The organism is Paenibacillus sp. FSL R7-0297 (genome assembly GCF_038009025.1).
Taxonomy (GTDB): Bacteria; Bacillota; Bacilli; order Paenibacillales; family Paenibacillaceae; genus Paenibacillus_AQ.
Map to the genome: position 1 here is coordinate 7,252,352 of NZ_JBBPAQ010000001.1, position 26,776 is coordinate 7,279,127.

At 51.5% G+C, this 26,776-nt stretch carries 28 protein-coding genes and 1 tRNA gene; 6 read left to right on the forward strand and 23 right to left on the reverse strand.

The window, feature by feature from the left end; all coding sequences use genetic code 11:
* Positions 1-11: 11 nt before the first annotated feature.
* The 5 genes from MKZ24_RS31365 to MKZ24_RS31385 form a co-directional block, all read right to left on the reverse strand.
* Positions 12-1,580 (reverse strand): ATPase, T2SS/T4P/T4SS family, encoded by a 1,569-nt coding sequence (locus MKZ24_RS31365; protein ID WP_042233233.1) that lies wholly within the window; start codon positions 1,578-1,580, stop codon positions 12-14.
* On the reverse strand, positions 1,577-2,641 hold the full coding sequence (locus MKZ24_RS31370) for a hypothetical protein (RefSeq protein WP_340789720.1): 1,065 nt from the start codon (positions 2,639-2,641) through the stop codon (positions 1,577-1,579). The genes MKZ24_RS31365 and MKZ24_RS31370 overlap by 4 nt, the downstream gene beginning before the upstream one ends.
* A gap of 31 nt (positions 2,642-2,672) precedes the next feature.
* The gene (locus MKZ24_RS31375; RefSeq protein WP_340789722.1) at positions 2,673-3,452 is read right to left on the reverse strand and encodes a hypothetical protein; all 780 of its coding nucleotides are present in this window, start codon (positions 3,450-3,452) and stop codon (positions 2,673-2,675) included.
* Between the two features lie 273 nt (positions 3,453-3,725).
* Positions 3,726-4,622 (reverse strand): formyltetrahydrofolate deformylase, encoded by an 897-nt coding sequence (gene purU, locus MKZ24_RS31380; protein ID WP_340789723.1) that lies wholly within the window; start codon positions 4,620-4,622, stop codon positions 3,726-3,728.
* A 46-nt stretch (positions 4,623-4,668) separates the two neighbouring features.
* Entirely contained in the window at positions 4,669-5,796 is a 1,128-nt protein-coding gene (locus MKZ24_RS31385; RefSeq protein WP_340789725.1) for a deoxyribonuclease IV, read from the reverse strand.
* 171 nt (positions 5,797-5,967) lie between these two features.
* Here MKZ24_RS31385 and MKZ24_RS31390 point away from each other — a divergent pair, with 171 nt between their 5' ends.
* Positions 5,968-6,432: a DUF2621 domain-containing protein gene (locus MKZ24_RS31390; RefSeq protein WP_042241709.1), complete on the forward strand. Its 465-nt coding sequence runs from the start codon at positions 5,968-5,970 to the stop codon at positions 6,430-6,432.
* A gap of 52 nt (positions 6,433-6,484) precedes the next feature.
* A complete protein-coding gene (locus tag MKZ24_RS31395) occupies positions 6,485-7,390 on the forward strand; it encodes a TIGR01777 family oxidoreductase (RefSeq protein ID WP_340789726.1) in 906 nt (301 codons plus the stop codon).
* Here MKZ24_RS31395 and MKZ24_RS31400 read toward each other — a convergent pair.
* From MKZ24_RS31400 to MKZ24_RS31445, 10 genes are all read right to left on the reverse strand, one after another.
* Positions 7,381-9,087, reverse strand: coding sequence for a DUF6382 domain-containing protein (locus MKZ24_RS31400; protein WP_042233221.1), 1,707 nt, complete (start codon positions 9,085-9,087; stop codon positions 7,381-7,383). The genes MKZ24_RS31395 and MKZ24_RS31400 overlap by 10 nt on opposite strands.
* Before the next feature lie 41 nt (positions 9,088-9,128).
* On the reverse strand, positions 9,129-9,641 hold the full coding sequence (locus MKZ24_RS31405; RefSeq protein WP_042233219.1) for an A24 family peptidase: 513 nt from the start codon (positions 9,639-9,641) through the stop codon (positions 9,129-9,131).
* A gap of 27 nt (positions 9,642-9,668) precedes the next feature.
* Positions 9,669-10,643, reverse strand: a complete 975-nt coding sequence (locus MKZ24_RS31410) for a TadE/TadG family type IV pilus assembly protein (protein ID WP_042233217.1) — start codon at positions 10,641-10,643, stop codon at positions 9,669-9,671.
* A gap of 15 nt (positions 10,644-10,658) precedes the next feature.
* The gene (locus MKZ24_RS31415) at positions 10,659-12,734 is read right to left on the reverse strand and encodes a hypothetical protein (protein ID WP_340789729.1); all 2,076 of its coding nucleotides are present in this window, start codon (positions 12,732-12,734) and stop codon (positions 10,659-10,661) included.
* Between the two features lie 362 nt (positions 12,735-13,096).
* Positions 13,097-13,762, reverse strand: coding sequence for a TadE family protein (locus tag MKZ24_RS31420; protein ID WP_340789730.1), 666 nt, complete (start codon positions 13,760-13,762; stop codon positions 13,097-13,099).
* Entirely contained in the window at positions 13,759-13,947 is a 189-nt protein-coding gene (locus tag MKZ24_RS31425) for a Flp1 family type IVb pilin (RefSeq protein ID WP_042233214.1), read from the reverse strand. Before MKZ24_RS31425 ends, MKZ24_RS31420 begins: the two co-directional genes overlap by 4 nt.
* 13 nt (positions 13,948-13,960) lie before the next feature.
* Entirely contained in the window at positions 13,961-14,842 is an 882-nt protein-coding gene (locus MKZ24_RS31430; protein WP_445324182.1) for a type II secretion system F family protein, read from the reverse strand.
* A 9-nt stretch (positions 14,843-14,851) separates the two neighbouring features.
* Positions 14,852-15,643, reverse strand: a complete 792-nt coding sequence (locus MKZ24_RS31435) for a type II secretion system F family protein (RefSeq protein ID WP_042241704.1) — start codon at positions 15,641-15,643, stop codon at positions 14,852-14,854.
* A 62-nt stretch (positions 15,644-15,705) separates the two neighbouring features.
* Entirely contained in the window at positions 15,706-16,977 is a 1,272-nt protein-coding gene (locus MKZ24_RS31440; RefSeq protein ID WP_042233209.1) for a CpaF family protein, read from the reverse strand.
* A complete protein-coding gene (locus MKZ24_RS31445) occupies positions 16,974-18,131 on the reverse strand; it encodes a hypothetical protein (RefSeq protein ID WP_042233208.1) in 1,158 nt (385 codons plus the stop codon). Before MKZ24_RS31445 ends, MKZ24_RS31440 begins: the two co-directional genes overlap by 4 nt.
* Positions 18,132-18,424: 293 nt before the next feature.
* On the opposite strand from MKZ24_RS31445, the gene MKZ24_RS31450 reads away from it, so the two are divergent.
* A complete protein-coding gene (locus MKZ24_RS31450; RefSeq protein ID WP_042233206.1) occupies positions 18,425-19,615 on the forward strand; it encodes a copper amine oxidase N-terminal domain-containing protein in 1,191 nt (396 codons plus the stop codon).
* A gap of 109 nt (positions 19,616-19,724) precedes the next feature.
* Here MKZ24_RS31450 and MKZ24_RS31455 read toward each other — a convergent pair whose 3' ends face one another.
* From MKZ24_RS31455 to MKZ24_RS31465, 3 genes are all read right to left on the reverse strand, one after another.
* The gene (locus MKZ24_RS31455) at positions 19,725-20,123 is read right to left on the reverse strand and encodes a thiol-disulfide oxidoreductase DCC family protein (protein ID WP_042241697.1); all 399 of its coding nucleotides are present in this window, start codon (positions 20,121-20,123) and stop codon (positions 19,725-19,727) included.
* A 127-nt stretch (positions 20,124-20,250) separates the two neighbouring features.
* On the reverse strand, positions 20,251-20,529 hold the full coding sequence (locus MKZ24_RS31460; protein WP_039296361.1) for a hypothetical protein: 279 nt from the start codon (positions 20,527-20,529) through the stop codon (positions 20,251-20,253).
* Between the two features lie 283 nt (positions 20,530-20,812).
* Positions 20,813-21,247 (reverse strand): organic hydroperoxide resistance protein, encoded by a 435-nt coding sequence (locus MKZ24_RS31465; RefSeq protein WP_042233204.1) that lies wholly within the window; start codon positions 21,245-21,247, stop codon positions 20,813-20,815.
* Between the two features lie 172 nt (positions 21,248-21,419).
* On the opposite strand from MKZ24_RS31465, the gene MKZ24_RS31470 reads away from it, so the two are divergent.
* Positions 21,420-21,899, forward strand: a complete 480-nt coding sequence (locus MKZ24_RS31470; RefSeq protein ID WP_042233201.1) for a glutathione peroxidase — start codon at positions 21,420-21,422, stop codon at positions 21,897-21,899.
* 293 nt (positions 21,900-22,192) lie between these two features.
* Here MKZ24_RS31470 and tnpB read toward each other — a convergent pair whose 3' ends face one another.
* From tnpB to MKZ24_RS31485, 3 genes are all read right to left on the reverse strand, one after another.
* Entirely contained in the window at positions 22,193-23,314 is a 1,122-nt protein-coding gene (gene tnpB, locus MKZ24_RS31475) for an IS200/IS605 family element RNA-guided endonuclease TnpB (protein WP_340784307.1), read from the reverse strand.
* A 346-nt stretch (positions 23,315-23,660) separates the two neighbouring features.
* Positions 23,661-23,743: transfer RNA gene (locus MKZ24_RS31480), tRNA-Leu, on the reverse strand.
* Between the two features lie 119 nt (positions 23,744-23,862).
* Complete coding sequence (locus MKZ24_RS31485) at positions 23,863-24,231, reverse strand: helix-turn-helix domain-containing protein (RefSeq protein ID WP_042233195.1); 369 nt, start codon at positions 24,229-24,231, stop codon at positions 23,863-23,865.
* Positions 24,232-24,377: 146 nt separating this feature from the next.
* Between MKZ24_RS31485 and MKZ24_RS31490 the strand changes: the two genes are divergently transcribed.
* Both MKZ24_RS31490 and MKZ24_RS31495 read left to right on the forward strand, forming a co-directional pair.
* Positions 24,378-24,575 carry a Rha family transcriptional regulator gene (locus tag MKZ24_RS31490; protein ID WP_076242814.1) on the forward strand — a complete coding sequence of 66 codons (198 nt, stop codon included), beginning with the start codon at positions 24,378-24,380 and terminating at the stop codon, positions 24,573-24,575.
* Between the two features lie 36 nt (positions 24,576-24,611).
* Positions 24,612-25,256 (forward strand): hypothetical protein, encoded by a 645-nt coding sequence (locus tag MKZ24_RS31495; protein WP_052416036.1) that lies wholly within the window; start codon positions 24,612-24,614, stop codon positions 25,254-25,256.
* A 19-nt stretch (positions 25,257-25,275) separates the two neighbouring features.
* Here MKZ24_RS31495 and MKZ24_RS31500 read toward each other — a convergent pair whose 3' ends face one another.
* A complete protein-coding gene (locus MKZ24_RS31500) occupies positions 25,276-26,268 on the reverse strand; it encodes a hypothetical protein (protein ID WP_340789740.1) in 993 nt (330 codons plus the stop codon).
* A complete protein-coding gene (locus MKZ24_RS31505) occupies positions 26,265-26,702 on the reverse strand; it encodes a DUF3788 domain-containing protein (protein ID WP_042233193.1) in 438 nt (145 codons plus the stop codon). The genes MKZ24_RS31500 and MKZ24_RS31505 overlap by 4 nt, the downstream gene beginning before the upstream one ends.
* Positions 26,703-26,776 lie beyond the last annotated feature (74 nt).

Here is a 26,776-nt window from a genome sequence, read left to right on the forward strand (position 1 = left end):
AGGCTCCCCCCTCATTCATTCAAAACAATCCTGGATTTCAAGCTTTCCTTCAGCGGGCCCACCATCGGTTTCTGGGCAGCGAGATGTCCAAGCTCCTGCAGCATCATCCGCGTGGCCCGTGCATTCTTCTTCTTCATCTTCACCATCAGCCCCGGCGTCAGCTTGTCATTATAGCTCCAGGCGGACTGCTCCGGCTCCCAGCGCATCAGATCATTAGCGAATACCGAGTTGCTGGCTTCCTCATAAAAAACCTCGGATATCCGCGAGAGCCGCTTCTTCCCATCGGGCACACTTTCCAGAATAAAGACCAGCTCACAGGATTTCAGCGCTGAGATTAAATGCCCTTTCAGGCTGCCGCCAATCCGTGTAGATACGGCAAATGCGCCCTGGTAAGGAATATCCTCCGAATCCACGGTATGAAAGGTTCCGGTGATGCCGTCATAGCCCTTTTCGCCGCTCCATAGATAGAATTCCCATTCGTTATAACGCATCTCCGTCATATAGAGAATGTTCGGGTCATGCCGCAACGATTCCACGCCGACCTCCATCAGCTCCTCATTGGATGCCTGGATCGGAATGATCCGGTGGCCCTTGATCTGATATGGCAGAATAGACTCCGGATGCTTCTCAATCATCACCACTCCCATGCAGGAGGAGGAACCGAGCAACTGCTCACCGACAATTGTATTGGCAAAAGTGGTTTTACCCGAGCCTACGGCACCCGCGATAATCGTATTACGAAACGTCCCCGTAAGCGCACGGATCAGTTCAATCGCTTCCGCAGGGATGCATTCTGTGCCGGCCTGATCATCCAGATCCAGAAATTCGACGACTTGGCGGCGCAGGGATATGGTGGTGAAGCCTTCCCAGACCCGTGGCGATACCCAGATGGCTAGCCGGATGAACCGCCCCGGCCAGAGGGGATCATCCATTTTGAATTCCACCGAAGGATTATCCTTGTTCAGCTTTTTGTTGGGATCGCTTTTCAACAGAGATCGCTTCAGCTGCTCTACACGATCCAGCGAAGGCATCTCATACGGATAAGCTACAAACCTGCCCTGGTGGTTATAGAAAATTTGCCGTCCGATCATCTGCAGCCCGGTCGATTCACTATAAGCCCGGTCCGTGAACCAGCGGTAAGCGGGTCCGAACCCTTTCCATTCATGGAACAGCGCCTCTGCCGCTGTACGGTAAGCTTCCGGCACCTTGCCCGTAAACGGGGTACGGCGCAAATACTTCTCGATCTCGTTCATGAAAAAGCTGACTGCCTGCGGATCACCAATCAATGCCTTGGCATTTAGCTCGAAATAGCTGTCATCCTCACGCTCTAGTCCGGCGTTCATTTCACTTTTCATTTTCTGCAGAAAGCTGTAGAAGTCTTCCTTGCCGGGTTTGCTGGTACGGAGCACACTTTGCTTCAGTGAGAAAAGCCGCCTGTTCTCAGTAGCCTCCGACAACCTTAACTGTTCGCTCCCGTCCTCCTCTTCCTGCCGCCTTCCATGCTCAGGGTCCCGCGGCGTCCATCTTGATGAAGGGCGTCCCTGCTTCAGCAGCCAAGCTTCATCCGGATATTCAATCATTGAAATATCCCCTTCTTTCGGACTTCCAAAGCCAGACCCAGCGAGACCAGCAGCGCATGAACCTTATCGTCTACATGCTGAAGTTCTTTTTTGCCGAGCGGCAGGCTCTCCAGGAAAGGCTGGTAATATGGAAGCTCCAGCAGGATCTCACTGCCAAAGCGCAGCGCCAGATTCTTGGAAGAGGTCAGCTCTTCTACATTGCTGCGGTTAATGATCCACTGGAAATCCTGCGGATGCAGATCCATATGCCCGGCCAGCTCCATCAGAGGCTGTAGCCTGTACTCATGACGGGGATGCGTTACAATCATCCGCAGGACAGATTTCTGCATGCCCACATACCAGGCGGCACTTTCCGGAATGGACCCAAAATCAGCCACCACCACATCGGCATTGTCACTTGCTCTGGCCAGCAAATACTCGATCTCCTCCTCCTGATAGTCCTGAGCGCTTAAATAATCGAAGTTGCCCGGCAGATACGAATATCCTTCCTGCTTCACAAACCCGGCAAAGTCCTCATCGTGAAGCATTTTGCCGGTAATCCGCGGCCGCAGCCTGTCCAGGCTGACTGCTGTCTTACGGTCATAACCCGGATCGTACAGATCAAGACCCAGCACGGTTACCCGCAGCCCCGAAGCCGCAATCCGTCTGGCGAATAGCTTAGCTGCACTTGTACAGCCAATGCCCGGCCCGGACCCGAAGAATCCAATCAGATTCCCCCGCTCTGCCTGCTCATCCTCAAGCATGTAGCGCAGCTTATCGATAATAGCCGATGAGGTCGAACGCGGAGGCATAAAGAAGATCCCCAGGCTCTCACATTGCATATGTATAGCCTGATAACCCCTCACCCCTTTTTGCAGATATACATACAAAATGTTGGAATCCGGATAACTCCGGCGCAGCCCGCTGAGTCCAGATACGGGTACCTGCTCGCTTGTCACCATCAGCAGATGTCCTCCGGCCTGCGCAGGCTCAGGCAGCACGCTTTGGGCAATGACCGTAAATCCGGCAAGCTTTATTTCATTAATTGTCAGCTGATCCATACCCAGACTGAATATTTTCAAGCTCATCCCTCCTCCCTTCTGCTTCACTTTGCTACTCCACTCTTACGATCCACAGCTTCTTGCCCTGTTCCAGATATGCCCCCAGCAGCTCCCCGTCGCTCTTCTTCAGCTTCAGCTCCGGTGCCGCCACTTTGCCGGTCGAGGTAAAGCGGTTATTATTGTTGCCATTCTCCGAATCCAGCACATCATTGTTGTCTTCGGTGCGCACATAATTTACGGTTACTCCGCTGAGAAATGCTTTGCGGTCCGGTAGCGCCCGCTGAATTCCCTCTTCCACTGCAGAATCCGGTCCTGAAACCTTCACGCCTGCGGAAGGAGCTGCTGCCCCGGCTGCCGGGTTATAGCCTGTCCGGTCCTTAACCGGCGAATCCCCTTCTACCAGATAAATATCCACCTTATCTCTGCTGCGGAGAGAACCGTTAATGGCATAGATCGCCTCTTTGGGTATAGGAAATATCCCCTCATCCTGCTTCGGCTCCAGATTGCTCACATCAATCAGTGATTCGGTCAGAATACTGCCATCCGTCAGATTCACATTCGTAATCTTCCGTTCCACCTGATCCAGGCTTCGGATGACACCAGCCGGAATGTCTTTGGTCTGCACGGAATCCAGATAGAGATCTCCGGGCTTCAGCTCATAATTTTTCGGTAAAAAGCCTCCGCCTTCCACCTTGATTTTGACGACAGTCTGAGAGAGTACATAGGGTTTGAAATAGAGATCATAGCCAAGCAGTCCGCCGAAGCCGGTGGTCAGGATGAGAAAGGCAAAGATGTAATTGCGTTTTAATAAATGTCCGCGTTGCGATGACAAGCCCTTTACCCCCTTTGAATGTGAAATCTGCACATAACAAAATACATTTTGGCTTAAGATCCAAAATGCCGGTAAAATGCTTTTTTACCTGTCGTGGTGAGAAGTGTATTAGATTATTACTGTGAGGTTGTTGTATAGCTTGAGGCTGCGGGAGAAGCTCCCGGCTGAAGATGATGCCGGTAAAAATCAGGCCGGAAGGATGTTATATGCATCCGTGTGATTCCTGACTTTTACCGGAGTGGTTGTAATAGTTTAACTGGAAAGCTTCGCTGCTTAATTAAAAACTACTGTTTTATTATGATGCACGAGAATTCTGTCCTCAATATGCCATTTCACTGCACGGGCCAAAACTACTCGTTCAATGGTGCGTCCGATGCGCTTAAGCTCGTTCACATCATCACTGTGGCTGACCCGCTGCACGTCCTGCTCGATAATCGGACCGCCGTCCAGCTCTTCAGTCACATAGTGGGCAGTAGCGCCGATAATCTTGACCCCGCGCTGATACGCCTGAGCGTACGGCTTGCCACCGACGAATGCCGGCAGGAACGAGTGGTGGATATTGATAATCCGGTGCCGGTAATGCTCGATGAACGAAGGGGAGATAATCTGCATATACCGGGCCAGAATGATCACATCGATATCATCATCGATCACCTCAAGCTGACGTTTCTCTGCGGCTTCCTTCGTATCCGCCGTAACCGGAATATGATGGAAAGGAATGCCGAAGGATTCAACATAAGCCTGCATGTCCGTATGGTTGCTGACCACAAGAGCAATGTCCGCATCCAGATCACCGGCCTGCCACTGCCATAGCAGCTCCACCAGACAGTGATCCTCTTTGGATACAAAGATCGCCAGCCGCTTCTTGTGGCTTACATTGAAGATCTGCCAGTTCATCTTGAAGCGCTCGGCAACGCCGCCAAAGATCGTACGCACCTCTTCCAGCCGTTCATTCAGCTTAGGCAGGTCAAACTCCACTCTCATAAAAAACATTCCGCCGTCCGGGTCCATCGTATATTGATCCGACTGCACAATGTTCGCACCATGCTGGTACAAGAAATGCGACACCGCCGCTACGATACCCGGCCCGTCCGGACAGGAAATGAGCATACGCGCCCGGTCCGGATATTGACTGCCTGATGAATGATCTCTTTTCACATGTAACTCCATATTTCTCCGTCCATCCTCTCATCTGCTTGCGCAATCTGTTGTTGGATTAAGCGTTCACGAGCAGCTGCTTGCCTGCCAGCCAGGCGATCAGCCGCTGGTTGACGGCTTCCTCACTAAGCTGAGGGAATAATCCGGCGGCAATTACTTGATCATAGAGACGTTCCAGCGGCTCACGGGGATCGGCTTTCTTCGCTTTGGCATCATTCTTCAGCAATTCCCATACATCAAGCACATAGCGGCGGGAGTCCAGCTCCTGTTTGGCAAAAAAAGCATGCAGCTCTTCCAGCTCCTGCAGGAATTCTGCTCCGAAACGTTCAGCCACATTGCCGCGCAGCAGAGCAATTTCCACTTCATACATTGGACGAAGCTTCTTGGCATCCTTGCCTATCCACGGGGTCTCCAGAATGAACGGCAGACCCGCCAGTGCTTCATGATGTACGACATTGTTGATCGTCTCAAAACCAATATAGCCCGAGCCAATCGGAGTATGGCGGTCTTTGCCCGCTCCCCGCGGATTCTTGCTGTCATTAATGTGGATAACGCCGAGCCGTCCCAGGCCGATGGTATCGTCGAATTTCTTCAGCACGCCATCCAGATCGCCCACGATATCGTATCCGGCATCATGAATGTGACAGGTGTCGAGACAAATGGACAACCGCTCATTATGTACGACCTTATCGATAATGGAAGCAATCTCCTCGAAGCTGCGTCCGACCTCTGTTCCCTTGCCGGCCATTGTTTCCAGAGCAATATGCACTTCCGTCTCATTCGTACCGCCCAGCACTTCGTTCAGTCCGTCTGCAATGCGCTGAATGCCGTATTCAGCATCCTTGTCGGTGAAAGCGCCCGGATGCAGGACAATATGCTTAACACCGAGTGCATGGGTACGGCGGATCTCCTCCTGCAGGAAATCAACTGCCAGCTGGTAGGTGCTTTCCTTGTAGGAGCCCAGGTTAATAATGTATGGGGCGTGAACCACTATCTCTTCGACGCCATTCTGCGCCATTACCAGCTTCCCTTCCTCAGGGAACATCGATTCAATCGGCTTACGGCGCGTATTCTGCGGCGCTCCCGTATATATCATAAACGAGGTAGATCCGTACTCATTTGCTTCATTGGCCGCGCTCAGGAGACCCTTGTCCGCGCAGGACACATGTGAACCTATTTTCAGCATGCCTATTTCCCTCTTTCCTTCACGAATTAACCCTTATTCTACCGTGATCGGGAAAATAAATCTAGGCAAGCGCCAGAAGGCCGCTTCCGCTTCGCAAAACTTTGGAAATACGCTATACTTTAGATGAGTAAAAGGAAAGTGACAATCATCATTGTCAAAGGCGGTGTAACCATGCATTTTCATTCACCCTCAAGCTTGTTATCTGCAGCTCCGAGCAATTGGTTTATGAATTCCATCGCATTTTGGACCTTTTTACTGCTGGGCTGTATGTGCATCGGCGGCTATTTTATGTTCCGCAAATTTCTGAAGGTACTGCCCAAGGCTGACGGCAAGTCCAAGCTGGACTGGCAGAATTACTGGGTAGAACGCAGCCGTCCACTATGGAGCGACGAGATGAAGGCTTTTCTGGACCAGCTGGTTCAGCCGGTACCCAGCCCCTTCCGCGACATCGCCAAACATTCCATTGCTGCCGAGATCGGCAGAATTGCTGTGGAGAGCAACGCTCCGGAGGTAACCCGCGAGCACTGCATCAAAGGCTATATTATAGCTACACCACGGCGCGACAACCGCTTTCTGGTTACCTTCCTGGAAAAGAACGGCATCGACTACACACCTTATAAACATTTAGTCAAATAACTGCTAATCAGGGTCACGCCATGGTCAGGCGTCCAGAACAGGAGCACCCCCTATGAAATATATCATTTGCGGAGGCAGCGGCTTCATCGGCAGCGAGCTGACCGAATATTGGCTGCAAAGCGGGCATCAGCTCATCAGTGTCGGCCGCAAGCTTCCGGCGAACCCACGATCTCATCCGGGTCTGAGCTATCTTACCTGGGACAGTCTGAAATCAAATCCCGAAGCTGCCGAAGGCGCAGATGCACTGGTTAATCTTGCCGGAGCTTCCCTTAGCCAGCGCTGGACTCAAAGCGGCAAACAGGCGATTATGAAATCGCGGCTGGAAACCGTTACCGCAGCAGGGAAGCTGCTGCAGTCGCTGCAGCATAAGCCCCAGGTAGTCGTCCAGTCCTCTGCTGTCGCCATTTACGGGACTTCACGGCAGGATACCTATAATGAATCCTCTCCAACCCGCGTTGTAGACTTCCCTTCAGAAGTCGTCAAGACCTGGGAAGAGGCTTCCGATGAAGCATATTCCGGCTGCCGGCTGGTCAAACTGCGCACAGGCGTTGTGCTGGGCAATGAGAGCGGTGCTTTCCCCAAAATGAAGTTGCCTTATTCCCTTGGTTTCGGCGGCAGAATCGGTAGCGGCAAGCAGTGGCTGTCCTGGATTCACCTGACAGATATCGTCCGGCTAATCGAATTCTGCATTCTTCATCCTGAGATCAAAGGTCCTGTTAATGCTACTGCTCCGCAGCCGGTTACGAACGAACAATTCGGAAGGATGATCGGCAAAGTCTATCATCGTCCGCATTGGTTCCCCGTCCCTGCATTTCTGCTGAAGGCTGCCGTAGGTGAGCTGTCGGAAATTCTGCTTGAGGGACAGCGCGTACTTCCTTCCAAAGCAGTGAATATCGGCTTCACATTCACCTTTCCAACCCTGCAGCCGGCGCTTGAACAGCTGAAATCTCAAGTGTGAAACGTATAACAGCCCTTAACAATCGTGAACACCGTTCCTTCGGTCAACGGATACTCTTTATAAGGAACCATAAGCTCACCAGCGAGAAACGTGCCGTTCCTGGAGTCCAGATCCTTCAGGATATACCCGCCGGAGCTTCTGGAAATTTCGGCGTGTACCCGCGATGCCCCTTCAGATGTCTCTACATACTGGGCAACCTCTGAAGAGCGGCCAATAATGAAGCTGGGGCGGTTCAGTTCAATTCTCTCAGGAGTTCCGCCAGCATCCGCCTCGCTTCTTTCCAGATAAGGAGCTGCCCGCCCGCATGATGAGAGCCCGCCCCCTTTGACCGGTTCCGGTTCCCGGATAAGCAGCGCTGTGGCAGCTACAGCAGCAGGTGCTTCTTTCACATGAAGGCGGCCCTCCGCAATCTCCGGGGCTGTACCCTGTCCGCCTGCCATTGTCACCCTTGGGTAAGAGATTTCAGCAGATACTGCTTGTTCTGAACGCATATTAGCGGGAGCTGAAGTCCGGAGCGGCGCTACAGGATTTCTGCCAAAATCCCATTCCAGCTCATTCCTCAGCTGCCGGCCTGCACCCTTCCGTTCCTCTGTCCCCTCCTCCAAAAATTCTTCCTCTTCAGCAGATCCGCCCCAGGTAATCCTACCGCTCCACACCATCCAGCATACAACTGCCATCCCCAGAGTTACTGCTGCACAGACCGCGAGCCAAAGCATCAAGGGATTATTTAAATAGAGAAACTTCCATAACAACGCATCGCACAGCACTGCACCAAGTACAATATACGTCCGATACGATGATGTTCCGTCCACAGCAGCTTGGAGGGTTTGTTCAGGCATATCAGGCCTCAGCTGTTCTCCGGTTGCTCCCCCATCCTTCCGCTTCAGCCGCGGTGCGCCGCTCATCCATGGAGCCTGATCTGGCGCCTGTCCAGGAGCAGGAGTCACTGTGTCTTTATCTTCTTGCTCCCACGCGAAGGCTGCTCTTCCCGGGAAAGCCGTCTTTGGCTCTTCCAGATTACGGAGCGGAGGCTGTTCCATTCTGTCTGCTGACCGAATCGGCGCTCCTGCCAGCTTCCCCTGAACCAGCCCCATGGCTTCCGGAGGAGCCCTGTATTGGTCTGCCCCTGTCAGCAATTCTGCTAATAGTTCCTTAAGCCCTGCAGGGCTGAAAGCCTCCTCCCCGCAGTATTGCAGCAGCCGCTGCATTCCGTCACCGGACAGCTCGTGGATGGCCGCCATAAAAACCATGATCAGCGATCTGAGTGACTTCCCCGGACTTACAGCTGATTCTGTATGCTGCAGCGGAAGGTAGGTAAGGAACACTTTTCCACTGTTTAATGGACCCTCAATGAAGATGTAGTCTTCATGCAACGCGTACTGCTCTGCACGCAGCATATACAGGCGCCCCTCCTCCATTCCTGCAGCGATCTGCAGCAGCAGCCCGAAGAATTCCAGCATGCTCAGCCTCTCACTTTTGAGCAGAGCCCCCAGCATTTTTCGTCTTGATACGGTATATTCCAGTGTCACCTGCAGGTCTATCTCTCTAAGCAACAGCCGCAGATGATGCGGAATACCTGTGTTCATCAGCATGCGGGCCTGAACCATGTTAAGCTCTCCTGCCGCCAACCCCTCTGGCTTGCCGAGCAGCATCGTTATCCCATCCTGCTGCACGAAATCACGTTCCAGTCCAAACAAGCAGCTTCACCTCCTGAGCTGTTATAACTCCAAACCTCAAGTCAGAAATAATAATACGCACAGATAAATCCCGGAAAAACAGCCAGCATAAAAGGAAACCGGAGCAGGTCAGTCCCCTGCCCTTTTTTGAACATATCCGTATTACGGAGCAGCAGGAATCCCGCTGTTCTGCTTAACACACCGCGTACCCTCCGGCCTGCTTCCCGCCTGAAGAGAATCATGATCCAGCCGACAACGGCTCCCAACAGCACAGAATACACAATTACCTGCAGGGAGAACAATACACCAGTCCAGGCACCAATTCCGGCAAAAAGCTTAACATCTCCAGCCCCCACTGCCCCGATGAAATACATGATCAGCAGCAGCAGAAACCCCGAACCTGCACCGCACAGAGATAAGAGCAGTCCATGTCGGCCGTTCATAATCACTTGCAGGGATATCCCCGCAACAAGTGCAGGCAATGTAATCCAGTTAGGGATCTTCATCCAGCGTATATCTGTGAATAATGCTGCTGTCAGGAACGGCAGGAAGCCCCAAAAAGCCCATTCTGTCATCCGCACTCCCCTTCCCGTAAACTTCAGTTATTTCACAACTGTAAAAGTAGCCTCCAAGGTGGTGCCGTCAGCCAAACAAATAACGAAGGGCCAGGTCCCCGGTGTTGTATTTACGCCTATCTTCCATTCCCATTCGATATATCCGTTCTCATCCGCCTGCTTCCAGCCCAGATATTTGGCTGTGCTCTGACCGCTTTTGTAAAAAATGGCCAGGTTCGCCGAAGCACCCGGAGGCACCTTAACCTTCATCAGGCCCTGATGGTTCGCCACGCCCGGATTAGGCTTCTCCAGGACGACAATGATGCCTGTTTCTTCATCAGGTCCGGCCGCAGCACCATCTCCGGATACATCTGTGTTGCCGATCCATAAGCGTTCGACTGCACTGGCCTCAAGTACAATCTTTTGATTCAGGAACGGGACCTTCATCGGCAAGTCATAGCTGACTACCAGCCCGAAGTAGGGATGTGTTCCTTTATTCAGATCAGGGACGGTTACATTAGACACATGAATCCGGCTGTATTCAAGCCAGTCCGAAGACAGATACGGCTTCAGCATAGGCTTAAGTGCTATATCCAGTACGGCCTCGGAAGCTCCGGCCTGCATCTTCTGGAGCGGTCCTTCTCCCTGCTGGATTGCAGCGCTGACCCAAGATTCCATAGGTTCAGGAAGCTCTTTTACATAATTCTCGCTCCATTCGGCAAGCGACAACCGCGGAATACTCCATACATCCGGGGAGGCAGAGCCAGCGGACGAATCTGTGTTCTCTGGTTCACCTGCAGCATCCCATTGCTGTGCGGCCAAAGCCGCAGGATACATATGCGCCGAGACTATTTTAACCGTATCGGATACCGTGCTCTGCAGCGCCGTGGAATATAGTGTCATTTGCACAATAAAGATCAGGAACAAGACAAACAACAGAAACATGGGTAGAACCAGCGCCGCCTCTACAACCATGCTGCCTTCATCACGCGGGCCCGGCGATTTCCGCAGACAGAGCTTCATTCAGCCAATCCTCCTTCAATAAGAAAAGTCGGCCCCTACTTTCCTGAAATAATTCTTGCCCCGGACGTCCCCGGAGAGTCCTGCACTATAATCTACCAGCTTCACTACTCCAGGGAGAAACCACAGAGGCATGCTCATTGTGAGCTCTGCTGAGGCATACGTGAACTTACCCGCCGGATCAGTGCCGGTATTCAGGCGGATAAGTGCAAGCATCCGGGCCAATTGCGCCTCCCCTCCTCCATGCAGCAGAAGAAACAGCCGCAAATGATCACGATAGGTAAGCTTCGCGGTCATATATTTGGATAAGGGAATCTCCCCGTTCCGGCAGAGCAGGAGCATGTCCTGAACAGCCTGTTCAACTCCATACAAAAGTGCAGCAGCCAAGACCGCCAGCGGATTACCCAGACTGGCTTTCTCTATCATTCCCTCCATAGTCCGTACGGCCAGCCGCAAGGCAAAGATCTCCCCATATGCCGCCGCTACATTCCCGGCAGGATTATAGAAGCCATACAGAATATACTCCAGCTCCTGAGCCTGAGGATCGAGTTGTTCCCCCAGCTGTTCTCCGAATTCTTCAGCAGACCCGGAAGCCAGCGGAGTCAGCGCGGATAGATCAAAATGACGGAAATACATTGCTGAATACTCTGTTTGATATATTCTGTCCCTGGCACCTTCCAGAACACTGCTCATCGCTGTGTACAAGCCGTCCATATTCTTCATCGATGACTTTCCGGCAGTATATTGATCACCACTATTCACGGTAGCTGCTGCGTCCTGCTCAATACCCTCATTGAAAGAGACATTCTCCTCGTAGTATTGGCGCAGACTACGGTACCGCTCCATGGCTTCCCCCGCACTTTCACCCACACCGCGGATTTGATCAAGCAGTTTCATGGCCTCCCCGAGCTTGGTTTTCGCCTGTTGTTCCGTTTGCCTGCGCCCGCTGTCCGAAGTCCGGCGGCCGTCAATCTGCGCGGCCTCAGCTGTAATAATGGATCCATGCTCGCCATAATTCTGTATATAACTATGAACTGTCCCTGAAGCATTCAGAACACCTGTAACCATGCCTGAATACTCTCCAGATGATTCAGATAATGAACTCAATACGGTTGGTAATCCGGATACTGCCGGCTCCAGGATCATTGCTGCCCGTTCCTGTTCCCCTAAATTATTGTCCATAGTACTGAACTCGGAGGATGGGAGAATAAGACTTGCTGCTTGCTCCCTCAGCTTCCTGAGCGGCTCTGAATTCATTTCTTCCGCGCTCCCCGGGATGTCCCAGTTCCGCGCAGGATCATTTCCGGCTGGATCTGCGTCAGCCATTGACTGATCGAGCATGGTTTTCATCTGCCGGTTTAGATCCTCAGCCTTCGTAAGTGCTGACCTGGCCTCCTGTAACCGGGAGTTATGGTCTGCCTGAACCTCAGCCAGAACACCAGGTATCCGGCTGATCAAATCAGATACTTGATTTCTATACAGCGATAGAACACCTGAGTACTTCGGCGATTTTTTAGTATCCCGGAACAAATCCTCGTAATACTTGGCAAAATAATCGTTATACATCGCCGGGATATCCGCTGCTGAAGTAATGGAGCCCAGCTCAGTAGGATATATATGATCAGCAGGAGGATTCATCAGAAGCTTCTGCAGCTTCACTGTACTGTCAGCGGCATCTCTTCTCTTCTGCAGCATAAGTTCCAACGCTTCCTCACGCTGAGTATATAAAGGCTGCAGGTCTCCCAGTATCTGTGTTGTCTGTGAAGCCTCCGTCATTGCCGCAGACAGGGGTTTCAGCTTTCCTGCCAGCTCCAGTGCGAAATCAACAGGTGCTTTATACTTCATTTCTTCAATAATCTGCCGCCGGAAGATATCATAGCTGCCAAGCGGCCGGCTCCAGTTCAGGGAAGAGGAATCCAGCTTTACCGGCAGCAGATTAAAAGCATCTGCCCGCCCGCTCTCATACAGATTATCGTTCAGCACCTTGGACAGCAGCTGATTGCCATCGTTACCGCCGAAGGCGAACAGAGCGTACCGGTCCCGTAAAGTAATATCATAAGAGGACATCACGGAGCGGACCCCTGCTCTCGCCAAACGTTCCTCCTGCACATTCACAGCCGCAATTCGCGCGTAATCTATGAGCACAGTGGTGAAAAGAAATACGAAAGCCAGTATCATAATCAGAAAAATGGAGACAGATCCTTCAGTTGTATGCAGATATCTGACGGTACACCTCACTAATCTTCCGGTTCTATTACTATCGCTCCCCCTGTTGCTAGTCCTGTTCCTACTTCTGTTCCTAGTTCTGTTCCTAGTTCCGCTCCGCCCAGCATAATTCCAGCAGCTGCTCGGGCTAGGAAGCTTGCTGAACAACTTGCATTCCTTGGAATGCTGCATCCGTTATTACCTCCCTCAGGCCCTATCCCCTGAACCAGTCCCGCCGAGATTTTGGCAGCTTAGTGCAGCTTGTCCAGCATGAGGGCAGCATTCTTCTTCTCCATGCCCGTGTCCTCCTTGCTGCCGGATGAATGATTCTTGAACTTGGACCCGTAGTAACGCAAGAGGTCTACGGTTCGAATAAACTCAACAGGCTCAGCAACATAGGAGCTGGCAGACACCTCGGGAACCGCCTCATCCGCCAATAATTCATCCAAGACCGGTAAACGCAGCACCTTCTTTAATTCAGCGCTGATCTTGCGGCCTGTGAATCCGTAAGTGTAGCTAAGCTCTCCCGTCAGATTCAACGGGACAATCTTCGAAGCTTGCCGCAGCTTCACTACGGGCAATTCGCCCCCACCCTCCGCCTCACCAGGCAGTGCAATTGCCGTACTACCATTCTGAGCACTCTTTCCGAACAAGGACCCCAATAATCCATCTTCGCTGATTCTCCAGTACAGCGGATCATAATTGCCAGCTGCGAATTCCCCATCCACCGCCCTGTTGCTATTCTCCCAATTATAGGCCGCACGCTCGGTTGCAGCTGAGCCCACCTGCAGCAGCATCGACTTCTGGTAGCTATAGAGTGAGAAAAACAGTAGCAGCATTGTGATGCACATAATGATCGGCAGCAGAAGCGAAGCCTCGATTGTGAAGCTTCCCTCCTCCTCCTGTAGAGGGATCACTCAAATACTTCCTGACTCTTATCTCCGGCAGTACTAATCAAGTCCTTAACTACCTTTACAATCTCTTCACGGAACACCAGCACTACCGCAATCAACACCGCAATAATCAGTATCATCTCGAGCGTACCCAGTCCATCTTCATCTCTCCAAAAATTCCTCACACCTTCTGCAAACAGCGTCATCATATGCTTCTACCTCCTACATTTTTAACATCATCAGCGCCGGTGTCCCCACCAGCACAATCACAATCAAGAAGATAACCACCATCGGGAAGACCAGCTTTGAGGAAGCCTGTTCCCCTTGCGTCCGGCTGATAGCCTTCCGTTTCTCCCAGAGCATCCGTGACAGATCACGCAGCGACAGAACAAAGTCAGCTCCGCCTCTGCGGTAATTTAGCAGTACTGTAGTTGTGAAGATGGAGACTTCCTGCACCGCACAGCGCTTACTGAAGTTCTCAAACGCCTGCTGGAACGAATAGCCGCCTTCCCATTCCGCTGTCATCTTCAGCAGTTCAGCATACAGCGGATGGGCGATGTCTCCCAGGCGGCTGTTGACACAGCGGAGAATCGCCCGCTGCACCGTCTCGCCGGCACCAACAAGTAAAACTAAACTATTCAGTAGCTCCGGCAATTCAAGCAGGATCAGCTGCTCCCGCAGCCGCACCTTCTTGTGCAGGTCACTGACCATCGCAACCGGAAGTAGAACTGCCAAGAGGCCGCCAATTGAGATTCCCGCCTGCTCACCCGTGAACAAGGTCAGTACGCTGCCTCCTGTGATCAACAGCAAGCTGTAGCTAAGCATCTCTCCCATGAATAGCAAAGTTCTTTCTGCGCTATGGCGCATGCCGTAGATCCGCTGCAGCGAGCGCTGAATTTTGAACATTACTGCCGGGATTAGGCTAACGACCTTCCCCTTCTCCACAAGCAGCAGGATTGGCTCGCCCAGCCACCGCAGCCGGAGCCCTGCCATGGGCAGCTCACGCAACGCTGCGTAGCGGCCGCCGCATTTGAAGCGCAGAATCAGCCAGCCGGCGGTGAAGATAAGCATGACTGCAGCACATAACAGTGACATGTCATCCATCCCTTCTCTTCACAATGGAATATCCATGATCTTGGAGGTCCAGAGATAGCAGAGAAATAAGGCAATCAGCGCCAGTGTGGAGACCGCTATTCCAGCACCTGTATACATTGGCTCCATGTAGTCTCCCGCTGTCAGGCTCATGAACATCACCATCATCAGCGGAGAGACGAGTAAGGCCTTGGCCTCAAATTTCTTCTGGGCAATACTGACCGCAATATCCTGCTGGATATCCAGCTTCTCTCCAATAATTGTCGAAGTGCGGCGCACGATCTCCACGAGATCACCGCCCGTCCGCTTGCAGACCATGAATACATCTGCAAAACGTTCCACATCCTCCATGCCTGCCCTTTTGCTGAAATCATACAGCGCCTCTTCTACCGGCTCCCCGTACTCCATGCGGGTACAGATAATATTCAGCTCAGCGATCATGTCACCGCTGCCCTCCGGGTCAAGCATCCGCAGATCAAGCACAGCCTCGCGAAATGCATTCTCTACCGACCGTCCGGCGGATAGCGATGAAGAGAGCGAGAAGAGCATCTGCTTGAACTGCAGATTAAGCGCTGAGCGCCTGCGCTGGAGCAGGTATTGGCGCAGCAGGCGTGGGCCGGCTGCACTACCCGGCACAAGCAGCACAGAGAGAAGCAGGTGATGATAGAACAGGTAACCAAGGCCAAATAACAGTACACCACCCATCAGAATGACCAGAATTCGTTGCAGAGCGTTCAGTTCGTACCGGGTATAATCCGGAAGCACTGCTTGCTCACCCGCAGCAGACCCGCCAGACGGCTGAACCGGCTTAATTCCTTTCGCGAATATCCTTCTATCCGCTTGGGGTACACTCTGGCTTCTGTTCTTCAAGGCATTCAGGACACAACCTCCTCTGGCTTCCGGCTGGCTGCGCTGAAGCGCAGCAATGAATAATCACTAATTCCGGCCATTCGCAGTTTGTTTGTATGCAGCAGCGGATTGCCGCAGGCGGCAAGGCCGCCCAGTACCCGGCCATCCCGTTCTCCGGTTTCCCGAAATTCATATAACGGATTCAGCTCGACCTCTCCGCTGCGCAGACCCGCAACTTCACTAATCTCCATGACTCTGCGCGAACGGTCCCGCAGCCGTGAGAGATGTACGAATATATCAATCGCTGACCCGATCTGCTGACGGACTACAGCCACCGGCAGCTCCGCGGCACTGAGGACCATAGTTTCCAGCCGGCTGACCATATCCTGCGCACTGTTGGAATGCCCCGTTGATAACGACCCGTCATGGCCGGTATTCATCGCCTGCAGCATATCCAGGCACTCTGCTCCACGCACCTCACCGACAACAATACGGTTCGGCCGCATCCGCAGTGAAGTGCGGATCAGATCGCGGATGGTAATCTCGCCCCTTCCTTCCGTGTTAGCATTTCTGGTCTCCAGCGAGACCAGATTCGGGACCGTAACAATCTGCAGCTCTGCAGAATCTTCTACCGTAATCACGCGATCCTGCGGCGGTATGAACTGCGACAGAGCATTCAGAAAGGTAGTCTTTCCCGAGCCTGTCCCCCCGCTGATGAAGATGTTGTACTTCGCCGCTACCAGAATCTGCAGCAGCTCTGCGGCTTCTTTACTGAGTGCTTCACGCTTCACCAACTCGGCCATGGTCATAGGCGTCTCAGGGAACTTACGAATGGTCATTGCCGGGCCCCTTAGCGCAGCAGGCGGCAGCACGATATTGACACGCGAACCGTCCTGCAGCCGGGCATCTACAATTGGCGAAGACTCATTCACCACCCGGTTAACGCCTGAGACTACAGTCTGGATAATATCCTCCAGCCGGCTTCTGGATTCAAAAGCCAGCGGCAGTCTGCGGATCATCCCGTCCTCCTCCACAAAGATCTCCTCATGGCTGTTGATCATAATCTCGGTAATGGCCGGATTATCTATCAGCGGCTGCAGGATATCCAGCCCCCGGAAGGAGTCAAACAGCTTCTTCACCAGTTCGTGCTTCTCCTTAGCCGTCAAAAACTGCAAATTGTCCCGTTCAAGAATAATCCGTTCAATAAAGACGGCAAGCTCATGGTTTCCTATGGCCGAAGTAACGTCCAGCCCTGCCCGGATGTCGCTGCGCAGTGCTCTGAACATTTCTTCATTCATGCAGAACTCCCGGTAAATACGCCTGGCAATGCCGGTTCAATAATGCTTCTGCAGAGCTGCTGTACTCCCGCTATGAATTGGGGTGAGCTCAGGCAGAGCTCTCCGTAATGCTGCATCCCCCAGGAAGGAATATACGGAAGTGTACCCGCCAGCCCGGTTCCGGCATCCGCCGGGTTGTCATTCACCGCTTCCGTGCAGCAGTTCATCACGAATCTGCTCCTGCCCCTCAGTTCCGGAGGCATGCCGGAGTGCGGGCTGTCGACGTGGGTAAGCCAGCGTTCCGTCTTGTGCCGGCTTACCTGCTCGTTCTTCAGTACCCACAGCAGGAGTCCGCATCTGTGCAATACAGCCTGAGCCCGCTCCTCCTCAATGCTTCCGGTATCCGCAATGATCACATCATAGCTTCCGGACGCAGCCAGCCCTTCTAATATCTCCAGCGTATCCTGCCGTGACATCTGGAGCATTTCCCTGAAATTCTCCACAGGTCTGAATGCATCACAACGCAGGCTATCATGCCTGAACGCATAATCTTTCCATAAGGGCTTCCCCCTCCCTCCCTTATTCTCTCCCCCAGCCTTGAGTTCGTAGAGCAGGCGTTCAAAGCCTGGAGCGTTACCGCCCGGCATCCGCAGATATAATCCGCTGCTGTCCACACTCTCCAGGTTGAGGTAGAACACGGAGAGGCCGAGTGCACCAAGCTGCTTCGCCATATTCAGGGCAAGCGTTGTTTTACCGCTGCTGCCGCTTGCCGAGACAACTCCCAGCAGCAGCGTTTGCTCCTTGGGGGCAGCAGCAGTTCTGACCCGCTTCAGATCACACAGCTGGAGAATGGATTCCAGCAGAGAGGGGAGCGCCTGGTATTTGGCAATCCTCATTCCTCCTGCCACATTACCGGCATTCGGTAGGTCTCCCGCATCACTCAACACTGCCCACGGAACCGCGCTCCTTCCTTCAACCAGCCAGGCTTCTATGAAGGATGGGTCTCCGGCAACAGCATCCGGAATTTCGTCTCCTTTCATAAATTCCATAAAAGTGTCTAGTCTGCTGAACGCTGTGATCCGCAGCATTTCCCCATACTCACTATGGTGTAGATAATGCAGCAGCGGTTCAATGTACTCGCTCTCCCGGACTGCAAGTACAATTCTTGCCGTCATGAAATCACTCTCCTCTCAGAAAATTGGCAAAAATGGCAGCAAAAAAGCACCGCCAATAACCGTGGGATACGGTCATTGAACGGTGCTTCCGTTACTGTTCCTATAATTTACAGCTATAGTAGCATATATATAAGAGCTCAGCAATAGCTTTTTTACCAATATCCGAGTGAACCTCCCAGAATCCCCCTACCTTACATGTCCTGCGAGGGATATGTGATCATTCTCCGCAAACCTTTATAATACAAACGTACATACATAAGTTAGTCCAGATTATAGAGAGGAGTTTTACAATTATGAAACTAATTCCCGGATTCCTTGCCGTTCTTGCCTTATCCGGTGCAGTCAGCTTATCCGCTGCCGCAGCAGAACAACCTATTACTGTCCTCATTGATCAGCAGAAGCTGAACCTGAGCTCCAGCTCGCCGGTCAAAGACAACGATTCTATCCTCGTGCCTATGCGCCCGATCTTCGAGAAGCTGGGCCTGGAGCTAGCCTGGGATGCCAAGACCAGCACCGTCACCGCCAGCAAGGAAGGCCTGAGCATCAAGCTGCAGATCGGCAGCAAAAAAGCCAGCGTGAATGGAACGGTCAAGTCGCTGGTATCCGCTCCCCGGATGATTAATAATGTGACGTACGTCCCGCTGCGCTTCGTCAGTGAAGCTACTGGCAATCAGGTGACCTGGGATGCCAAAGCCAATACCGTAGCGATCACCAGTGCAGTAGACACTGCTGCATCCACCAAAGAAATCTCAGCCCTGTTCGATAAGTACGCCGACTATTTGAATAAGGAGAATGCCAAAGGTTTCGTGTCGCTTATCGATCCGCAGTCTCCGCTAACCGCGATTGGTCCGCAGCTTGAGGAACAAATGGCGAAGTATGATACCAAGACCACCATTGAGCAGCTGAACATTATTGATGTGCAGAAGAGTGAAGCAACCGTGCAGACGATTGAAACCAGCAAGAAGCTCGGCGGTGATTTTATGCTGAACAGCAAAGCTGAATACATCTATTCCCTGACCCGGAGTACCGCCAGCACACAGTGGCAGATTAGTAATCTGCAGATCAAAGCTATAGAGTATTCCCTTCCGGAGGGAACGCTCGAAGCAGCCGTTTCGGTCCCCAAAGCTGACGAAGATCTGATCAATGCTGTGGTTCAGGCTAATTTTGATTATACCAACAAAGAGAACCTGGACGGCCTGCTCTCGACCATTGACGAGACTTCTCCGGCATATGCTCAGACCAAGCAGGCGTATGCCCAGATGTTCCAGGTCTATGATCTGGATTCCGCTATCGAGTCTTCGAAGATCATTGATTATACAGCTGATGAAGCCTCCGTATATCTGGTGCAGACGACCAAGAAACTAAGCGGTCCTGCATTACCGGATAGCCGCTCCACCACTGTGACAACCCTGAAGAAGTCTGCTGACGGCAAATGGAAGCTTTCCCAGAGCTATATGCTTAAGACAGAACCTCTGAAGCCGTAAGGCCCCGTTCAGAAACCGTGGAATTCATCTAAGTCTTAATCATCTTCTTGCCAAAAAGCAGTGCCGCCCTCAGAGGCCGGCACTGCTTTTCATTAAACAGGGCTCCCCGCTACAGGAATCTCCGCTTCAGATCCGGTGAAGGGAGCAGACACTGCTCATCACGGCCGAACCAGCGGTAGCGGTTCCTTGCCACAAGCCTGTACAAGGCGTTACGCAGCGGTTTCGGCACCAGGATGAATACATAGGCGAGCGGCCACGGAAACCGCAGTCTGCGGGCAATCCGCAGCACTGCAGCCGACTCTGTATAATAGCTGCCGTTCTCCACCAGCACCACAGTGTTTAACTGATTGTCTGGCAGGCTGCCAGCCCTCAGCAATTCCTTGGCCGCCTCACTCTGCAAGGAGGCGAACATGAAGTTCGCCCGGGGATCACGGGGAACAATGAACCGGACCAGCCCCTGGCACAGATGACAGACTCCATCAATCAGCACAATGGATTTACCCTGCATTTCCTTGTACTCTTCAGCCACTTCGCCGCCCCCTTCCTCTTAAGCATAGTGTACCCATCATATCCTCTTCTGAAAAAAAACAAAAAACGCGGGATAGCTCCCGCGCCTACAACGTCCGTACGTGTAATTATTCAGCAATTGCCTTGTTAATCCACTCGTCCCCGATCATTTGCCCTTCGAAATCAGCTGTGAAGGAATCCATGCATCTGCAGATGAAATCTTTGCGGCATACCGGACATGGCGTCTTGAGCAGGCGGCTGATGTTCGTCATTTTCCATTCCGGAAACCGATTGTAGAACGCGCGGCACTCCGTTCCGTCAGCAAGCTTGATAATGAACTCGTACAATCCTTCCTTATCATTGCTGCTGGCTTTGGTCACATTCGTAATATTCGGTCTGTAAGACATCTTCATCACCCATTATTTAAATTTTTGGTAGTTAATAGCACACGCGACATTAACAGATACTTAGACATATTAAAGAATTTCCGGGGTGATGTCAACCAAACAGCAAGCTCGCGCCCGCTATTTATTGCACTTCTAACCTTCTCCGACTCTATTTAGCCATTATTCCCAGCTTTGTTCATTCCTACCCGTTGTTTCTGCGGCTCCACATAGGATAAGACCGGACATCGGCTGTCCGGCCTTATACGGGAACATATCACTTTCAATGATATAACTTCACCATACCTTACAGTACGTTCAGTTCAACCTCAATATTCCCGCGGGTCGCCTTCGAATACGGGCAGAAATCATGAGCTTTCTTCGCCAGATCTTCCGCTACAGACCGTTCAATACCCGGCAGCTTCACATCCAGTTTAACCGCAAGCTTGAAGCCTCCGTCGCTCTCGTCCTTGCCAATCAGAACGTTGGAAGTGATCTCCACATCCTGCAGCTTCACGCCCTCTTTACGCGCAATGTTGGCTAGCGCACTCTCATAGCAGGCACCATATCCCGCTGCGAACAACTGCTCAGGATTCGTACCGGCACCGCCGGGACCGCCAAGCTCCTTCGGAATTTTGAGGTCATGCTTAAGGGCTCCATCCGATGATTCCACTGAACCCTCGCGACCCCCGCGAACGGTTGCTGTAGCTGTATATAACGCCTTAAGTTGCACTGCAGTCATCTTTGATCTTCTCCTTTTTCAAGCGGATTTTGTATCGACACATACCTTTAACTTAAACATCCCCTGCATTTTGAAACGATTATGCAATGTTGTCACAACCTGGAGGGTTGCTTCTGACGGTAAATAGTGTACAATTAAATTGTGATAAATCAATGTTCGGGAGGAATTATCCATGAGTGTCTATGATTATCAAGCCAACACCCTGCGGGGCCAGGAAGAATCACTCTCCAAATACAAAGGTAAAGTACTGCTCGTCGTGAATACAGCCAGCAAGTGTGGATTAACCCCCCAGTATAAGGGTCTCCAGGAGGTCTACGATAAATTCAAAGACCGCGGGTTTGAAGTTCTCGGGTTCCCCAGCAACCAATTTGCCGGACAGGAGCCGGGTAAAAGTGAGGATATCTCCGAGTTCTGCGAGATTAATTATGGCGTAACCTTCCCTATGTACGAGAAAATTAATGTCAACGGCAGCGAAGCCCATCCGTTATTCAAATATCTGTCCAAAGAAGCACCCGGTGTACTCGGCTCGAAGAGCATCAAATGGAATTTCACCAAATTCCTGGTGGATCAGGAAGGCCGCGTGCTGAAGCGGTTCTCACCGCAAACCACACCGGACCAGATTGAAGCAGACATCGCCAAGCTGCTGGGGTAGAGCGACCTAATTCATCTGTCTGCCGCAAAACACAAACACCCTTTCTGCCCGAATGAATGCGGGTGTGAAGGGTTTTTTTTCTATTACAATCTAAGCTCCTTCATATTTGCTTCCAGTCCTTGCAGCTACAAACCCAATTGAATTCTCCCCCACTTAGCTAACGCTTGAAGTGGCGGATTCTTGCGAACAGAAGAGTACCCTCTTCTTATGGAGCAAGCGATCCCTGCGTTCCCGCAGTTTTACATTTTTGACGCTAGTGAAATCTTGAATTCTATCGTTTGGTTAGGTGGGGGTTAAACCGCTACTTGTTCAATATTGTGAGCGGCGTTTTCGTCACGGTCATGGATCGTCCCGCAGGCCGTACACGTCCATTCCCGAATGGACAGGTTCTTCACCTCGGGGTGGATTGTGCCACACACATGGCAACGCTGACTGGTCGGCTCAAACGTGTCGGCGATCCGAAGATTTCGTCCATACCATTTCGCTTTATACGTCAGCTGTCGCACCCACTCGCCCCAAGACGCATCAGCAATGGATTTTGAAAGCTTGGGGTTCTGAATCATATTCGCCACACGCAGATGTTCGATACTAATCGTTTGGTTTTCACGAATCAGTCTCGTGGTCAGCTTGTGGAGGAAGTCATTTCGTTTATTGGCAATGCGTTCGTGAATACGAGCGATATGCTGCCTTGCTTTCTTCCAGTTGGAGCCGCCCGGAGTACGCCGAGCCATCCGCCGCTGCCAAAGCGCCAGCTTGTTCTCGTATTGACGGTAAAAGCGAGGATTGGCGATATGTTCGCCGTTTGAGCATACTGCATATTCTTTCAAGCCTAAGTCGATGCCAATAGGTGTATCCACCTGAGGCAGAGGGTTCTTTTGAACTTCGCAAACGAGCGAGACGAAAAATTTCCCGCTGGCGTTTTTACGAACGGTAGCGGACAATATCCGGCCTTCCAGCTTCCGGGAGTTTGCAAAACGTATCCAGCCGAGTTTGGGGAGCTTCAAGCGACTGCCCTCCATGGCGATATTCCCGTTGGTGAATTTGGTCGTGTAACTTTGAATCGGATGCTTTCGGCTCTTGAAGCGTGGCGCTTGATTTTGCTTCTTGAAAAAACGATCAAAGCTATCCGCCACATGACGAGCAGCCGACTGCAAAGCGATGCTATCGACTTCTTTCAGCCAGTCGTATTGTGCTTTTAAACCGGGGAGTTGTGTCGCACAAGCGTGATAAGACAAGCCTTTTCCCGTTTCCGCATAGCTTTGATTCCAAGCTCCCAAGAAGTAATTGAACACAAAACGGCAGCAGCCAAACATTCGACGAATGAGTTGCTGTTGCTCTGTATTGGGGTAGATCCGATATTTATAGGCTTGATGAACCAGGTGTTTCGAAGAAACCTCCTGCGCAGACACGAGCATGTGCAACACCTCCTTTTAGTGATCTCATCCATATTATAGCACATACGTTCGTCTTGAAATCGAAAACTACAGATTCATCCCCACCCTATCGAGGGTGGGGTATTCTCAGCTTTTTTAGATAAACTTAAATAAATCACCCTGACGGGTGAACGATGCTGGTGCCTTCGGTTTTTCGCATACAGTTGGTCTGAACGCCTTCGCGCCAGCACATTGCAGATTGTTTTCGGTTTTCCGCATCTTTATTCACTCTTATCCACAACAGACGAAATTCATAATTTCCTAAACAGCAAAAAACCTGAAGTCCCTTATAGATAAGGAATTTCAGGTTTCTGCTGCTTACATAGTATGCGGTAGAGAGGACTCGAACCTCCACGGGTATACACCCACTACCCCCTCAAGATAGCGTGTCTGCCATTCCACCACTACCGCGCGGTGTGTACAAAAGTTATAGCTTTGTTTGAGGCCAACATTCAATATTATAAATCCATTGCTTCGAAAAGTAAAGATGCCCTTTTAAGAATTTTTAATCCTGTCAGAGCATCCCATACTCAGATAGAATTATCGCCATCCGCCTTGCGCTTACGGTACTCTGTAAATTCAATGTATTCCTTGATAAACTCCTTCTCCTTCTGCAGCAGTTCATCCGTTTGGCAATTCAATTGCCGCATTTGGCCAAAAAAATAATCCTCTCCGCTTTCTTTCACCGTGTCGACATTCCGCTTGCCCAGAATCAGCCAATCGAGGCTGACATTAAAAAATGCGGCGATCTCAATCAGCTTATGCGTGCCGGGCGTCGACTTGCCCCGCTTCCAGTCGCCCATGTTGCCGGTGCTGATATTCAGCTGCTCACAGAAAGCTTTCTTCGTAAGTCCTTGCCGTTTGATCAGAGATTCAATTCGTTCGTAAATGGAGTGCATTCGGTACCCGCCTTCCGCCAAAATATTTTATACGTAAAAACGTTATTTTTATTGTAAAATGACGTAAAAAAGTATATAATTAACTATTATTATGTCTTTTCCTAATTATAACATAGCGGCTGGATAGTCGATAAGAGGTGAGTGATCTGAACAGCAAACGACCTATTACTCCATATGGCTGGGCTATCAAACAACGTCTGACAGAACTGCATTTGGACCAGAAGAAATTCTGTGAGTTACACGGCATCCCACCCTATCGCCTGTCCAACCTGATTCACGGCACACGCAAAGCCGACCGTTACCGCCGCCAAGTCGCCGAGCTGCTGAACCTCCCGCCATCCTAGCTTGTCATTCCTGCACCACCCAAGGAGCGATTACCATTGCCGGACAGTATCTCTTCTTCCATCATCCAATCCCTGAATGCCATGAAGCATAACTCGCTGGTAATCGGCAGCACTGGAAACATCCGTTTCGCCAGCGATCACTGGGAGGACTTTAACCGGCTGTATGGCTTCTCAAGTGCTGGGAACTGGCTCGAATTGAATGTGCTAGAGCTGTTTCGGCAAAAGCTGGCTGATCCGGACGGGATGGTAAAGCTGGAGCAGCTGCTGCGTGATATTTTCAAGGGAATCCGCCTTGTTGCCAGCGCTGAGCTAACACTCCTGACCGGGAATAACGGCAACAGAATATTTCACCTGGATATTTTCCCGCTCCTTACTGAACAACAAGCACCCGCGCATCAGACTGCCGTCCTTACACTGCGTGATATTGGACCTTCCCCTAATGCAGAGGAATCTGCCGGTCCTGCCCTTGTAACCCAGTGCCCCAGCGTCGTCCATCTACACCCGAGCCCCCAGCTCGTCCCCATCTGTGCAGCCTGCAAATCAGTCCGCAGCAGCCAGGAGGAATGGATCTCCATTGAACGTTTCCTGCAGCTGCAGCTCTCTTTACAATTCACTCATGATATCTGCCCGGACTGCATCCGCGAGCTGTACCCGAAATACGCCGCAGCCCTGAAGTGGTGAATCCGGTTAATAAGCTCTGTTAGCGAGGCCTTGCCAGAATAATTAACTCTCCATCCCATTCGGGAATGAACAAGCGGTTGTTATAATAGTCAAGACTGCAAATTTTGGGCAGCTGCAGAGCAAGCGGATTTATAGATATAGCTGAATCATTAATGTAGGAAGGGACCCTTGGGGTACGGCCGGCAATCGTGATTATCCTCCCCGTTTCCCGTTCGACCATTCGAACCACATGATTCTGTGTGTCACCAATGAATAGATTGCCCGCCTCATCAATCGCCAAAGACCAGGGCCCATCGAAGTGCTCATCCGGATTAGATCCGAAGGTTGCCTCTAATGCCGGGCCGCCATCTCCGGAATAACCACCTGTCCCCGTACCTGCCACTCGTATTACTACATCACAGCTAACATCAATCATCCGTACGCAATAATTCCCGCTATCCAGAACATAGATATTGCCATCAGGCCCGCGCCGCAGATCAAAAATCCAATTAAACTGCACTTCATCCCTTGCCGCCTTATCCTGCGCAAACCCTGGTACACCGTTGCCAAAAGTGGTAAGCAGCTGGCCTTCAAGGTCGAACTTGTGCACTCTGCATCCGGTCACCTCATTAATCCATAGGAAACCGTCCGGATCATACTCGCAATTGCCGATGTCCTTCAGCCCCCATACGTCTCCGGCGATCAATAGCTGCGAACTGCCTGTAAAGTGATTTATCCGGAATACCTTGTTATTCCCGCTGCTTACAACCATGATTGTATCTGAATCTATTGTAGTCATATAAGTGGGGTTAGCCAGATCAACATGGATATGCCGGACTCCAGCCCTCATCGGTGACTTCCCGGCCGTCCAGCTGAGCGCATTGCTGCTCCCGCTTATTTTCCCCAGCCAATGTGTATCATGATCCAGTATGAACCGGTTCCCCTGACCGTCGTGAAAACCGAAATGACAGTATCCGTCGATAATTGTGCTCCGCTCTTCAAAATGCAGAATACGTTCAACCGTCCAGTTCATCGGTGGACTCTCGCTTTCCTCTTGATCAGAATCATCCTTTGGATATCCTCAAGCTGTCCTGCAGCTTCGACCCTTATCCATAACCATTTCCCGTCATGATACTGGGCTGCAGAATCATACAAGGAGCGGAAAGCGCCGCTGAACTCTGCACATCTGTCCTGATATCCTTCAATCTCCTTTTTTCCAAGGACAAGCAGGACGGTAAATCCGTTTTTCTCCGGGAACATGTTAAATAGGGTTTTTCCGCTTTTACGGTACCTGACGTTCCAGCCGTAATTCTTGCCTCCGTAATTCCATTCGGCTACGTGGTCGTAATGCTCCTCTGCAAAGCTCATTAATTGAACCCACGCAGCCTTCGCCCCACTTCCAAGAGATGAATACAGCTCGTCTTCCGTTGGCATTTCGTTTTTATCGGTAAACCGGTCACTATTCATACCTACACTCCCCTGAATTTATGATTCAAAGCAAGCATTCGCAGGCTGTCATTACGAGTATTGTAGCATTTTAT